Annotated in this window: 10 protein-coding genes; 6 read left to right on the forward strand and 4 right to left on the reverse strand. The window is 38.5% G+C overall.

Annotated features, from left to right (window positions below; all coding sequences use genetic code 11):
* Nucleotides 1-69 precede the first annotated feature (69 nt).
* Nucleotides 70-921 (forward strand): M48 family metallopeptidase, encoded by an 852-nt coding sequence (locus FLEMA_RS0106235; RefSeq protein WP_026994723.1) that lies wholly within the window; start codon nucleotides 70-72, stop codon nucleotides 919-921.
* Nucleotides 922-1120: 199 nt separating this feature from the next.
* Here FLEMA_RS0106235 and sucC read toward each other — a convergent pair whose 3' ends face one another.
* On the reverse strand, nucleotides 1121-2320 hold the full coding sequence (gene sucC / locus FLEMA_RS0106240; protein ID WP_026994724.1) for an ADP-forming succinate--CoA ligase subunit beta: 1200 nt from the start codon (nucleotides 2318-2320) through the stop codon (nucleotides 1121-1123).
* Between the two features lie 455 nt (nucleotides 2321-2775).
* Here sucC and FLEMA_RS0106245 point away from each other — a divergent pair, with 455 nt between their 5' ends.
* The 3 genes from FLEMA_RS0106245 (at nucleotide 2776) to FLEMA_RS0106255 (ending at nucleotide 8134) form a co-directional block, all read left to right on the forward strand.
* Nucleotides 2776-5886: a SusC/RagA family TonB-linked outer membrane protein gene (locus FLEMA_RS0106245; protein WP_026994725.1), complete on the forward strand. Its 3111-nt coding sequence runs from the start codon at nucleotides 2776-2778 to the stop codon at nucleotides 5884-5886.
* Between the two features lie 19 nt (nucleotides 5887-5905).
* Nucleotides 5906-7252 carry a RagB/SusD family nutrient uptake outer membrane protein gene (locus FLEMA_RS0106250; protein ID WP_026994726.1) on the forward strand — a complete coding sequence of 449 codons (1347 nt, stop codon included), beginning with the start codon at nucleotides 5906-5908 and terminating at the stop codon, nucleotides 7250-7252.
* A gap of 231 nt (nucleotides 7253-7483) precedes the next feature.
* Nucleotides 7484-8134: an ABC transporter ATP-binding protein gene (locus FLEMA_RS0106255; RefSeq protein WP_026994727.1), complete on the forward strand. Its 651-nt coding sequence runs from the start codon at nucleotides 7484-7486 to the stop codon at nucleotides 8132-8134.
* 257 nt (nucleotides 8135-8391) lie between these two features.
* Here FLEMA_RS0106255 and FLEMA_RS0106260 read toward each other — a convergent pair whose 3' ends face one another.
* From FLEMA_RS0106260 to FLEMA_RS0106275, 3 genes are all read right to left on the reverse strand, one after another.
* Nucleotides 8392-8805 carry a VOC family protein gene (locus FLEMA_RS0106260; RefSeq protein WP_026994728.1) on the reverse strand — a complete coding sequence of 138 codons (414 nt, stop codon included), beginning with the start codon at nucleotides 8803-8805 and terminating at the stop codon, nucleotides 8392-8394.
* A 190-nt stretch (nucleotides 8806-8995) separates the two neighbouring features.
* Nucleotides 8996-10096, reverse strand: a complete 1101-nt coding sequence (locus tag FLEMA_RS67715; RefSeq protein WP_052353988.1) for a hypothetical protein — start codon at nucleotides 10094-10096, stop codon at nucleotides 8996-8998.
* Complete coding sequence (locus FLEMA_RS0106275) at nucleotides 10080-11084, reverse strand: phosphotransferase (RefSeq protein WP_026994729.1); 1005 nt, start codon at nucleotides 11082-11084, stop codon at nucleotides 10080-10082. The genes FLEMA_RS67715 and FLEMA_RS0106275 overlap by 17 nt, the downstream gene beginning before the upstream one ends.
* A gap of 284 nt (nucleotides 11085-11368) precedes the next feature.
* Here FLEMA_RS0106275 and FLEMA_RS0106280 point away from each other — a divergent pair, with 284 nt between their 5' ends.
* Together FLEMA_RS0106280 and FLEMA_RS0106285 are read left to right on the forward strand one after the other, a co-directional pair.
* Nucleotides 11369-11722, forward strand: a complete 354-nt coding sequence (locus FLEMA_RS0106280) for a hypothetical protein (RefSeq protein ID WP_026994730.1) — start codon at nucleotides 11369-11371, stop codon at nucleotides 11720-11722.
* A 237-nt stretch (nucleotides 11723-11959) separates the two neighbouring features.
* On the forward strand, nucleotides 11960-14458 hold the full coding sequence (locus FLEMA_RS0106285) for a YbcC family protein (RefSeq protein WP_026994731.1): 2499 nt from the start codon (nucleotides 11960-11962) through the stop codon (nucleotides 14456-14458).
* Nucleotides 14459-14516: the final 58 nt, after the last annotated feature.

Here is a 14516-nt window from a genome sequence, read left to right on the forward strand (position 1 = left end):
GAAATGTAGAACCTTTTTGCAACTTTTGCGTCTTAATGGTTAATTATCCTTAAATTTTATCATAAAAACATGAAGAGAGTTCTTTTATATGGCCCCTTACTAATTGCTATTTTGTGGGCTTGTGCTAGTGTACCCATTACTGGTAGAAAACAGTTTTTGCTTGTTTCTGATTCAGAGATGAATTCGATGGCTTTGACTAGCTACAAACAATTTTTGGATACTAATAAGGTAATACCAGCGTCTTCTCAGCAATCGGCGATGGTAAAGCGTGTCGGTGACAAAATTGCTCGTGCTGCCCAGCAATACTTCGAGAAAACGGGTAATCCTAATTATCTGAATGGTTATCAGTGGCAAACAGAGTTGGTACAAAGCAACGAAGTGAATGCTTGGTGTATGCCTGGAGGTAAAATGGTAGTATATACAGGGATTTTGCCAGTTACTCAAACCGAAGCAGGGCTAGCCGTAGTAATGGGGCACGAGGTGTCGCATGCTATTGCCAAGCATGGTGCCGAAAGAATGAGCCAAGGAATGATTGCTCAGGGCTTGTTGGCTGCTGGGCAGGTAGGTCTTCAGGTTGCTATGAAAGATAAACCACAGGCTACACAAGGGCTTTGGAATACAGTATTTGGTGTGGCAGCTCCTGCGGGGGCTCAGTTGACTATCTTGGCCAATGGACGTGGACAGGAGTCGGAGGCTGACCATTTGGGGTTAATTTTTATGGCTATGGCTGGGTATAATCCTGAAGAGGCAGTGGCGTTTTGGGGAAGAATGGCTGCTTTGAACAAGGGTACAAAACCTCCGTTATTTTTATCGACTCACCCTTCCGACGAACAACGTATTGCTAACATCAAAAAAATATTGCCTGAAGCTAACCAATATTATACGGCAGGAGGGAGCGGTACAAAATCGACCAAATACTAATATGAATTGTAAATGAAGAGTGATGCGGTTTTTTAGAGCAAGGGGTTGGCCTAAATGAAAGCTTTAGTCTGGATGAATTGATAATTAATAGGTTATTCTCAAAACGTAATTGCTCCCTAATTTACCATTTGTATCATCATAAAAAAAGCCAAGTTATCGTTTCGACAACTTGGCTTTTTTATATACTTATTAGCTGTAATTAGATAGTTCCAGCCAATACTTGTTCTACTTTTTCAGCAGCTTCTTTCAATAAAACGGCAGAGAATACTTTCAAGCCAGATTCATCGATGATTTTAGCACCTTCAGCAGCGTTTGTACCTTGCAAACGCACGATGATTGGTACAGGAATGTTTCCGATAGCTTTGTAAGCTTCAACAACCCCCGTAGCGACACGGTCGCAACGAACAATACCACCAAAGATATTAATCAAGATAGCCTTAACGTTAGGGTCTTTCAAGATAATACGGAAGCCAGCTTCTACCGTTTTAGCGTTAGCTCCTCCCCCAACATCTAGGAAGTTGGCAGGCTCGCCACCCGAAAGCTTGATAATGTCCATAGTAGCCATTGCCAAACCAGCACCATTTACCATACAACCCACGTTACCGTCAAGTTTTACATAGTTAAGGTCATTGGCCGAAGCTTCAACTTCTAAGGGGTCTTCTTCGGTAGTATCACGCAAAGCAATAAAATCTGGATGACGGAACAAAGCGTTGTCATCAAGGTTTACTTTTGCATCAACTGCCAATATTTTATTATCTGAAGTTTTCAACACAGGGTTGATTTCAAACATCGAAGAGTCAGAAGTAACATAAGCTTTGTAAAGAGCATTGATGAATTTCACCATTTCTTTGAAAGCTTCGCCCGATAAACCTAACGCAAAAGCTACTTTACGAGCTTGGAATTGCTGAAGGCCAACACGAGGGTCAATCCATTCTTTGATGATTTTTTCAGGAGAGTGTTCAGCTACTTCTTCAATATCCATACCACCTTCAGTAGATGCCATGATTACATTGCTACCAGTAGCACGGTCTAATAAAATCGAAATGTAGTATTCTTTAATTTCAGAAGGGCCTGGGTAATAGACATCCTCAGCAATTAAAACTTTATTTACTTTTTTTCCTTCTGGGCCAGTTTGGTGTGTAATCAACTGCATACCCAAAATTTGTTCCGATTTTTCACGAACTTCTTCTAAATTTTTGGCAAGTTTAACACCGCCTCCTTTACCGCGTCCACCAGCATGGATTTGAGCTTTGATAACATGCCATTGAGAGCCTGTTTTAGCTGTTAGCTCACGGGCAGCTTCAACTGCCAGTGCGGGTGTATCCACAACGATGCCTTCCTGAATACGGACACCGTAGCTTTTGAGAATGTCTTTAGCTTGATACTCGTGAATGTTCATTTGATATACAATTATTTATGAAACTATAATGTACAAAACGGAAAATAGATTCCTCCTTAAAATTAGCTCTTCAATTACACTTTTATTATTGCAATAATAAATGCTTTGGAAAAGAGTATTGAAGAAATCGCTCGCTAAATTACTGACAAACTTCTAAAGTAGGCGTTTTTCTTTGCTAAATATTTATAGCCTGCTTATTATTTTTTGAATTTTATTGATGCTAACCAGTTCATCTACATTAGATATGGTAAAAAATAAAATCTTTTTTGTAGGCTGAAATGTTATATAATTATTAGCAAAATATAAAGCAAAATAGAGATAACTACTTAATTTTAGCGACTTTTTCGTACTAAAATGTTTATTTTTACTCGTGTAGGGCTTATACTTGTACACTGAACTCTACTAATTCTATTAAATTTTCATTTTTTTCATTTTTCACTAAACACATACACTTCATGAAGAAGCATTTATTATTAAGCTTCCTGCTAGTGATTGGGGTACTGTTTAATTTAACAGCCCAAGATCGCAAAGTGACAGGAAAGGTAACATCGTCAGAAGATGGTTCGGGTCTTCCTAGTGTAACAGTCCAGCTAAAAGGTACTGGCAGAGGAACTCAAACTGATGCAAATGGTAACTATTCTATTAGTGTACCAAGTGGCAAATCGGTATTAGTATTTAGATTTGTGGGTTTTATTAGCCAAGAGGTAGCTGTTGGTAGCCAAACTACCGTTAATGTGGCTTTGAAAGAAGATACTAAGGCATTGGAAGAAGTACTTGTAGTAGGTTTTGGTACTCAGATTAAACGTGATGTAACTGGAAATGTGGCCAAAATTAAATCGTCAGATATTTCGGATATGCCTGTTACTACTTTCGACCAAGCTATTCAAGGTAAAGCAGCAGGGGTTGTTGTAAACTCGGGTAGTGGCAAGTTGGGGCAAGGTATCCGTATCAATGTGCGTGGACAGTCTTCTATTTCGGCCAATACTCAGCCTTTGTATGTAATAGATGGTATTCCATTGACTACTAATAACCTTTCTTTTCAGTTTGGAGCAACCAACCCTTTGGCCGATATCAACCCTCAAGATATTGAATCAATGGAGGTATTGAAAGATGCCGCTGCCGCTGCTATCTATGGAGCTCGTGGTGCCAATGGTGTTGTGATTATTACTACTAAAAAAGGTAAAAATGGTCAAACTCGTGTAAACTTTGGCTATCAGGTAGGGTCGAGCAAGCCTACTCGTAAGTTACAGTTTTTGAATACAGAACAATATGTAAACTTTTATCGTCAGGCAGCAGGTAATGCCGACCGCTTAGATGAAATAGACCCATCTGACCCAAGTTCATCAACGTCATATATGAATGACTTTTTTGTAACACAAGGTTTGGGTACTTTTGGTACAGCCAATCAAGCTTCAACCAATTGGGGCGATTTGGCTTATCAAGATGCTCCAATGAGCCAATATGATATGAATATTACGAGTGGTTCTGAAAAAACATCTATTTTTGTTTCAGGACAATACCTAGACCAAAAGGGTATTCTTGTAGGAAATGCTTTGACAAGAGCTACTGGACGTATGAACTTAGACCATTCTCTTACTGATAAATTCAAAATCGGGGTGAATATGTCTTTGTCAAGAACCTTGAATAAGCGTATCTCGGGCGACCGCCAGTTTGATAACCCTATGCAAATGGTAGCTTTGCCTCCAATGACTCCTTCTATCGACCCAGCTACAGGCTTACCAGCGGGTTCATTGCCAGGCGACCCAAGTATTCCATATTACTATAACCCACTTGTTAATATTGGTAACGCATTTTATAATACTACTGTAAATCGTACAATTGGGAGTGTTTATGGCCAACTAAAAATCACTAAAGATTTATCTTTCCGTTCTGAATATGGTGTAGATGTACTTAATCAGTTAGAAGAGCAATTCTATAACTCACTTACTGCTCGTAATACAGGTGTACCGGGTGGTTTGGGTGTGTCAAGAACTGTACGTGTAGAAAACTACAATACCAACAATTTCTTTGCTTATAGCAAAGCCTTTGGGGTACATTCATTAGATGCTACATTGGGTATGTCGTTTCAACGCTCTGAAACAAAACGTCATTATATCGAAGGTCAGGACTTCCCTTCAGACTCATACCAAACAATTTTTGCGGCGGCTCGTAAAACAGCTGGTAACTCATCTGAAACAGCTTTTAGTTTCTTGTCATATTTTGCAAGAGCCAACTATAAGTTCAACGACCGTTACTTGTTGGGGGTAAGTGCTCGTGTTGATGGTTCTTCTCGCTTTGGTACAAACCAAAGATATGGTTTCTTCCCTGCGGCTTCGTTGGGTTGGGTAGTCTCGGAAGAGGAGTTCTTGAAAAACAACAAAAGTATTAGTTTCTTGAAAGTACGTACAAGTTATGGCCGTACAGGTAATGCTGAAATTGGTGCTGATGGTAGCGGTGCTTCTACCAATACAATTAACTTCCCTCAAAGAGGTTTGTATGCTGGTGATGCTGGTTATGGTACTATTCCAGGACAAAGACCAATCCAGTTGGCAAACCCAGACTTGAGCTGGGAAACTACCGACCAATTTGATTTTGGCGTTGACTTTGGTTTCTTAAATAACCGTTTGACAGGGGAAATTGATGTTTACCAAAAAAATACATCTAATTTGTTGTTGAATGTAAACGTACCAGGCTCGACAGGCTTTGCTACACAAACTCGTAATATTGGTAAATTGCAAAACAAGGGTATTGAATTTGTCTTAAATTCAGATAACCTTGTTGGGGCTTTCAAATGGAGAACAAGCTTTAATGCAGCTTTCAATGCCAACAAAGTTACCGACTTGCAAGGACAAATTATTGAGGGTGGTTTGAACAACATGAGCCGTGCCGTAGAAGGCCAGCCAATTGGTACATTCTTTACAGCCGAATATGCTGGTGTTGACCCTGCCAATGGTAATGCTTTGTGGTACAAAAATACAAAAAATGCTGATGGTTCTATTGACCGCTCAACAACCAGTGTATACGGACAAGCTCAACGTGTGGTGGTAGGTAAAGCTTTGCCAGATTGGACAGGCGGTATTACCAATACATTTAGTTACAAGGGTTTTGAATTAAGCGTATTTATTAACGGTCAATTTGGTAATGATATTAACTTCTATGGCGTTGGCCGTTTCTCTTCTGCTAACGGTCGTTTTGAAGATAACCAAACTGTAGACCAGCTAAATGCTTGGACTCCAACCAACACCAATACCAATATTCCTGAAGCTCGTTTGTTCTATAACAATGGGGCTCAGGCATCAAGTCGTTTTATTCAAAATGGTTCTTTTGTTCGTTTAAGAAACGTTACATTAGGATATAATATTCCTAAAAATATCTTGAACAAAGCAAAAATCAATAACATGCGTGTATATGTTACGGCTCAAAACTTGGCAACTTTCACCAAATACACAGGCTGGGACCCAGAAGTAAATGCTGATGATATTGTTTCTAATATTGCTCAGGGTTATGACTTCTACACAGCTCCACAAGCTCGTACCATTACATTTGGTGTAAATCTTGGTTTTTAATCTAAATTGAATAAAGAAGATGAATAAGATATTTAAAAATATATTAATGGTAAGCTTTGCGTTGAGTACGCTGACAGCTTGCGATAAACAACTCGATATTGAACCTAAGGTAAGTATCGACGAATTAGCAGCATTGAATACTTCAAAAGACGTTCAGGTTACACTGGTGGGTGCTTACGATGGTATTAGTGATGTAAATGTGTTGGGGGGAGGTAGCCAGTATATCAAAGAGTTGATTGTGGATGACCGTGACGTAGTTTTTGGTGGTACGTTTACTACTTTGGACGAAATCTGGAGAAAAACGATTGCTCCAACCAATGGCGATATTACCAACCTGTGGATGGATAGCTATAATGCTATTAACCGTGTCAACAACGTGCTTTCGGCACTTGAAAAAGTTGACCAAGCTGAACGTGCTTCAGTTGAAGGACAAGCTCGTTTTATCAGAGGTATTTTGTACTTTGACTTGGTGAACTTATATGGGAAGTTTTGGGGTGATGGTAACAATGCTACCAACTTGGCTGTACCATTGGTTTTGACACCAACTCGGGGTATTACTTCTGTCGATAGCAAAGAACGTGCTTCTGTGGCTCAGATTTATGCACAAGTATTAGATGATTTAACAAAAGCAGAACAATTGTTGCCCGAATCGCTTACCAATACTGGGTTTGCTACCAAAAATGCGGCATCTGCTATTTTATCTCGTGTCTATTTGGCACAAGGTAATTATGCTTTGGCTCGTGACGCTGCCAACCGTGTTATTGCTTCGGGTGTACAGCAGTTAGCGCCTTCGTTTTCTGAAGCATTCAACGATGCAACTAATGGTTCTGAGTTGATTTTTAGAATTATTGTTACTGACCAAGACGGTACTAATGATTTGAATACGTTTTATGCTTCGACAAGAAACCAAGGTCGTGGCGATATTCGTGTTCAAGCAAAACACTTGGCTCTTTATTCTGCAGAGGATACTCGTGGCCAGTTTTTTGAAGAGTTGAATAGAAATATGTACACACTCAAGTTTGCCGACCGATACGGCGATTTACCTATTGTACGTATTGCCGAAATGTATTTGACTCGTGCCGAATGTAACCTTCGCTTGGGAACTACTGTTGGTGCTGCTCCATTAACTGACGTTAACCTTATCAGGGCTCGTGCTGGAGCTAATATTTTGTCGTCGGTAGCATTGGCTGATATTTTGAAAGAAAGAAGATTAGAGTTTGCTTTTGAGGGCATCAACTACTTGGACGTTAAGCGTAACAAACAAGCTGTTGGGTCTTTGGTGTACAATAGCAACGCATTGGTATTGCCAGTTCCACAAAGAGAAATTGATACCAATAAGTCGTTAAAACAAAATGATGGATATTAATTCTTGAAGAAGTTGATAATTGAAATTTGAAAATCAGTTGAATAAACAACGTATTTAGCGTTTATTAAATTGGTATTATTACTTTGACAAGTATATCCTGTATCAATAAAAAAAGAGGTAGCTGTAGGGGCTATCTCTTTTTTTATGTCTACGAGTTATTTTCTTTTTCAAGAATAATGTTGTTTTTTTGCTTCTTGTCGTGAATTTTGAGGAAAAAGAAAACAGCGAATTATGCTTATAGCCAAAAATATTATCAAAAATTATGCCTCTCTACAAGTATTAAAAGGCATAGATTTGCACATTGCCAAAGGTGAGGTAGTTTCGATTGTTGGAGCTTCGGGGGCAGGGAAGAGTACTTTGTTGCAGATTTTGGGTACTTTAGATAAACCCGACCAAGGGAAAGTTATTATTGCCGACCAAGATGTTACCTTATTGGGCGAAAAGGCTTTGGCAGCTTTTAGAAACGAGAAAATTGGCTTTATTTTTCAATTCCATAATTTGTTAGGTGAATTTTCGGCTTTGGAGAATGTGGCAATGCCTGCCTTTATTCAAGGAAAAGCAGAAAAAGAAATAAAACAACGTGCCGAAGAATTGTTGGTATTGTTGGGCTTGAAGGACAGAATCAATAACCTGCCTTCGCAGATGTCGGGTGGCGAGCAGCAGCGTACCGCTGTGGCTCGGGCTTTGATGAATGCTCCTGCCATTATTTTTGCCGATGAGCCTTCTGGTAATTTGGACTCTAAAAATGCTCATGAGTTGCACGAGCTTTTCTTTACACTACGCGATACATTCCAACAAACCTTTGTAATTGTAACTCATAACGAAGATTTGGCCAATATGGCCGACCGCAAATTGATAATGCAAGATGGTATGATTTTATAAGCATGAGCCATCCTAAATTTTAGGTAATATTAAAAAACGCTATTAGTGTTTGTCAAGATTCACAAGGTCGTCAAGTGAACATTGAAGAGGCTTATCTATTGCTCAAATAATAGAAAATTAGGGACTATTCATGCAAAAGGCCTTCGAAATTAGTTTTTCAAACGCCTTTTGTATGTTAAATATCAGTATGACACATCTTTAGCCGCAAAGCATCTTCAAAAATAATCACCATTCACTAAATTCGGGATGACTTATACTTATGAGGTACGACCAGCTATGATTTTGTCGTATTCTATATCATTAGCTTCCCAAAGCTCTATCTTGTTCCCTTCAAGGTCGAGGATATGTACAAACTTTCCAAACTCTAAGACTTCTATGTCGTCGATAATTGTAACACCTTCAAGACGTAATATTTCTACTAATTCGCTAAGATTTTCGACCCGATAATTAATCATGAAATCTTTGGAGGAAGGAGCAAAATACTGACTGCTTTCAGGAAATGGACTCCATTGTGTAAATCCTTTTTGGCTTTCATCTTGGGCTTGTCGCCACTCAAAATTAGTACCATATTCATCAGTTTGGAGACCTAAATGCCTTTCATACCAGTCTTTCATTTGCTGTGGGTCTTTGCATTTAAAAAAAACACCACCAATTCCTGTCACTCTTTTCATGGATTATAAAGTTGTTAAAAATATAGTGTCACAAAGTATTGTAAGGGAAGGAGGGTTGCTATTTTGGGTCAAAAATAGCTTATATTCAAAAATTTGAGATAAATATAAAGTTTTTACCTGATTTTTATAAGCAAATAAACGATTTAGTATGTTGTTGATGAGCTAATTAGTAATTTGTTCCGTTTTAAAATTATGTATCCTGAAGGGTATTCTTTTTAATAGCAGTACCACATGAAGCACAATAGAGGAGGTGTGCAAAATTTTCATGACCACATTGTCCGCAAGGTTTGAACAATTCGAGGCCACAGTGTCGACAAAAATTAGTCACCAATTTAAAAGTATCGGTATCTTTGATAGTACCTGTAGGAAACTCCCATTTTTTCAAAATAAAATCTTTTCCACACGAAGGGCAAATATGATTGTCGAGAGCTTTTTCGGCAATGTCGCTATGTACCCTTTGGGCACGGGTTTCGGTAGAGGTTTTTAACTCAGCTCGTTTGCTTTCGAGGTATTCTTGTAGCTTTTTGATAGCATAATACCCTAAGCCAATCGACAAAAGAATCCCGACAATTGAACGTACATACCCTCCATAACTTGGCAAATAAGGTACAAGCCCAATAAAAAAAGCGTACAGCGAAAAGAAACTAAAGCCCATAAATAGCGGCCAAAATTTATGTTTTCGGTACTTGATAAAAAAGAAAATACCAAGAAGCAAAACAGGGCTTACAAATAATAACCGAATTAAGAATACCTTGAGTTCGTAGTGCTTGAGTGCTTCCTGATAATGCTTTTCTGAAAGCTCGGTAGCTTTGTTTATTTGAGTGTCGAGATTGACTATTTGGCGGTTTAGTTGTTCATTGCGTCCTGTCAAAATACTAATTTGTTCTCGCCAAGCTTGTTCTACCGCATAAAACTCATCAAGGCGTTTGGCTCGCTGAATTACCTCTTGGTCTTTTGAAGGCGAACCTAGCGTTTTGCGAGTGGCTAGCCAATTTTCAAATGATTGCTTTTCGTGGGTATAATTTTGTGTCGCCAACTCAATTGTTTTTTGAAACATATTAATCTGGTTCTGAAAATTGGCTTGTTGTTGTAGCAAAAGTGTCTTACTTTTTCTGAGTTTCTGAAGTTCGAGGGTATGCTCAAACTGTTCAAAAGCAGGAGCATTGACAGTACTGTCGAGGTCGTCAATAATTTTACTCGAAAGTAGGATAAGAAAAGAACATAATACTAGCGAGATGGTATAATAAATAACCTTCGAGGTTTTTTCTAGCTTTTTACTGTTTAGCTCCATGGTCTTGTAGATTGAATGACAAATCAAACCAGCGTTTTATTCGTAATTGGATGAGTCTTTTTAAATGAACTTCATTCAAAAAGACATTCGACCAGTTTTCGTAACGTTGGCATTGAACACCAAGATAGAAAAAGTATATGCTTGTTGCAAATGCTTGGAGTACAGCCTTTTCTTCGGCCGAAATCTTTTGAACAGATTCATAACCTGCCAAAAAGTGCTGACATTTGCTTCTAAAAGTCTGTTCGTCGGTTTCGGTACTATAAATTTGTAAGATATAATAGCCAATATCCATACATAAATAGCCATTTCCACAGAAGTCAAAATCAAAAATAGTGATTTGGTCTTGGGCTATATTGAGGTTATCAAACCAAATATCGAGGTGAACAATACCTCTGCGTAGTCCATGGGTAGGTAGATTGTCAAAAGTATGGAGGAGTATTTGTTGGGTAGTTCTTAAAAACTGCATTTCGTCGGTATCTTCCGACAAAAAACGTTCCGTTTGCTGGATAGAATTAACCAATAATACTTCGCTAGAATAAGTAACACGTTCAAGCTCTAGCGATTCGGTTACCTGATGTATTTGAGCCATCGTTTCTCCGATTTTGTAATGGATTTCTTCTGAAAATGACAAGATTTTTTCACCCTCAGCAAACGAAAACAATACCCCAAACCTGGGTCCTTCGGGGGCATTGAAGGTTTGAATATACAGCCCCTGCAAATCGGGAATAGCAAACGAAATGGGTATTTGTTTGGCATGAAGTAAGTTTAGGAGGTTTACCTCCTCATTGATTTCGGTAATGCTTCGCCAGTTATAACTATAAATTCTGAAAATGTATTTATGCGTGCCAGTATCTACCAAATAGGTATGATTGATGCCCGCCTTGATAAGCTGACAAACGGTATTGTTATCAAGAGAATATGGTATTGGTAAAAATGTGCTTAAATAGGCTGCATCAATAATAGAGCTGCTAACAGGTACAACGTTCATGGAGGATAGTTGGTTGACAAAAGATTAGAGTAAAAAAAGCTTGCAAAGGTAAGGAATATCAAGTAAAAAAGGCTTTTCTAGTATTGTAATTTTTCTAGGTATTATGAGCTTATCAACAAAGTATTACGCCTGCTTTTAGTCTGTTTCAAATGAAAAATTGAATTTTTATCAGGAAAATCCTATAGAAGATTAAAATTTATGATTTTTTTTAGGAATATATTAAACTAAACGCTTACATTGTGTTCCAAGATGTCATTATTAAGCGTAATAGCCGGTATTCGGATATGTTGAAATTCCTGAAAATTTCATTTATTCTTCTTTTTGCTAGTTTGAAAGTGGCGGCTATTACGGCCGTTTCTGTAGAACACAAGCAGGGGAATCTTGTGAAGAAATTTTGGGTAAGTGCAGCAACCCACGCCCACAAAGGCTATTATGGCGAAGAATCCCTCAAAGAATCGGAGGAAACCGAAGAGGATAGCCAAGACGATGTAAAGCCTTTTTGGGGATTTACGTCTTACCCTTCGTTATTTACAATCTCTACATTAGTAGTACCTCATAACTTTGTACATCCTTGTACAAGCTCTTTATTCCTTTCTTGCAAGCAGCTTTGTGTGCTTTATCGAAATTTCAGACTATGACCTGGTGTGTCCTAATAAGCGTATATAGACTTTGTCGTATACAGTAATATGGATACCTTTTTCTTGCTCAAGTATTTTCTAATAAATACGTATTTTTTGATGAATTAGCTAGGTTATTTATAGCCTATATTGTATTGTTATATGCTTGATTATCAGTATTTTCAACTGAAAAGCCCTATTGTATTAGACCCACATCACTATTATCATTTGTAAAGCATTAGTAAACATATATTTGAGATGAAAAAACAATTAGTTGTATTCGATGAACATCATGTGTTACACGATATCAAACATTTTTTGCCAGCACAAGCCCCTCTAAAGGATTTTGTACACCATAATACACTTCATGCTTTTCAACATTTGAAGTTTTATCAGGCCATCAGAAATGCTTCCGAAATATTTGGTTATAAAGTATCTCTTTCTCTTGGCGAGTTCCGTACATTGTTTGAAGAAAATAGAATCAGAGAAGATATATTGGAAAATGTGCTGATAGAAAATAAAGGTATATCGCAATTAGCAAAGTGGAAAGAAAGACTACTATCAAAGACGTATAATGACCACCATTTGCCAAGAATTGGTTATGTAAGGTCGTACTGGAAAAAATCGTACCACCTTGATTTAGATTCTGTAGTTCATCCAAAATTATTTAGAATATTATGTAGTTACCTTGATCAAGGAATTGCTATCTGGAGCTTCCCTGTTCGTAATCAAGGTTTTTTGAATGCCATTATTGAAATGGAGCGAAATAGCTTTACCAGCTTTTTCAAAACCCCCAGAGCTAAAAAATTACTCCTAAATACCCAACCACAGATTACCGACTTGCTCAAGATTTTGATTGGCGACGAGGCTTTATTTGAACATTATTTGTACGACCAGCAGTTTGCTCATCCAGGTTGGTCGGGTATGATTTCGGCTGTAGAAACTCAGCCCGAAACCTTATTAGATACCAAACAGGTTTCGTTGCATGACCTGATTATTTTGGAGCTATTGCTTGAAATCGATGCTATAGATGCTCAGTTTGGTACAGACTGGACTCCACTTGGTAACAAAATCGGGCATAAACCCACGGCTTTGTTTGCCGAGGTAGAAGAAACCGAACTCAGCGAAGTATTAAGGCTTTGGCAAACTGCTTTTGAATGGACCTATTACGATCAAGTATTGGCGGGGCTTCAAATGGAAAAAGTAGGAGCGAAGAAGGCAGGCCCCAAAACCTTTCAGGCTATGTTTTGTATCGACGACCGTGAGTGCTCTATTCGTCGTCATTTTGAAACACAAGACCCTCATTGTGAAACTTTCGGAACGCCAGGGTTTTTTGGGGTAGAGTTTTACTATCAGCCCGAAGACGGTAAGTTCTATACAAAAGTGTGTCCTGTACCAGTAAAACCTAAGTTTTTGGTAAAAGAAATCGGCTCGACTAACAAACGCCCTAAAGATGTTCATTTTACCAAACACTCTCATTCGTTTTATGGCGGTTGGTTGATTTCACAAACTTTGGGTTTTTGGTCGGCCATGAAGTTATTTATCAATATTTTCCGACCGTCGATGAGTCCTGCTACGGCATCGTCGTTGAAGCACATGGATAGGTTCTCAAAACTTACGATTGATTACGAACGGCTCAAAGAACAGGAAAATGGCTTGCAAGTTGGCTTTATGCTAGACGAAATGGTACAACGTGTAGAGGGTTTACTAAAAAGTATTGGCTTGGTAAAAGACTTTGCTCCGATTGTATATGCTATTGGGCATGGCTCTAGTAGTGTCAATAATCCTCATTATGCCGCCTACGATTGTGGTGCATGTAGTGGACGAGCGGGTTCGGTAAACGCCCGTGTGATTTCGTCGATGGCCAATAATCCTCAAGTACGAGAAGAGTTACGCAAAAGAGGAATTGATATTCCTGATACAACACAGTTTTTGGGGGGCTTGCACGATACCACCCGCGATGATATTATTTTCTTTGACGAGGAATCGCTGTCGCCAGCCAATTTAGCTCAGCACAAAAAGAATCTTATTGCGATTGATAAGGCAACAGATTTTAATGCCAAAGAACGTTCACGACGTTTTGAGTCGATAGATACCACACAAAATGAAGTTAAAATTCATGAGTTGATCAGACAACGTTCGGTGTCGTTATTTGAGCCACGTCCTGAACTTAATCATGCTACCAATGCTTTGTGTATTATTGGTAAAAGGGAGCTATCGAAGGGCTTATTTTTAGACAGAAGGTCGTTTTTGAACTCTTACGACTATACTATCGACCCCGACGGCAACGCTTTATTCAGTATTCTGAAAGCCGCTGCTCCTGTTTGTGGAGGTATTAATTTGGAGTATTATTTTTCAAGAGTAGATAATCAAAAATTAGGTGCAGGTACAAAACTGCCTCATAACGTAATGGGCTTGTTTGGGGTAGCCAATGGTATTGATGGTGATTTACGCCCTGGCTTGCCAAGCCAGATGATAGAAGTACACGACCCCGTTCGGATGTTGATTATTGTAGAACATTATAATGAAGTGGTGCTAAAAACCATTCAGAAAGCCCAAGAAACATACGAATGGTTTGAGAATGATTGGCTGAATTTGGTAACGGTACATCCTACTACCAAAGCACTATCGGTATTCAAGAATGGTACATTTGAGCCATATACTCCTATTACCAAATCTTTAGAAACCGTCAATGATATTATGCCATTGATAGAATCGCATCAAACTAATTTTCCTGTTTATTTAATCAACTCGTAATAACATAGGTTGGTATATACCAGAGCCACTAATTTGGTATAATTGTTTTTGACAACTA

Origin of the sequence: Flectobacillus major DSM 103 (assembly GCF_000427405.1) — a bacterium.
In the GTDB taxonomy this organism is placed as follows: Bacteria; Bacteroidota; Bacteroidia; order Cytophagales; family Spirosomataceae; genus Flectobacillus; species Flectobacillus major.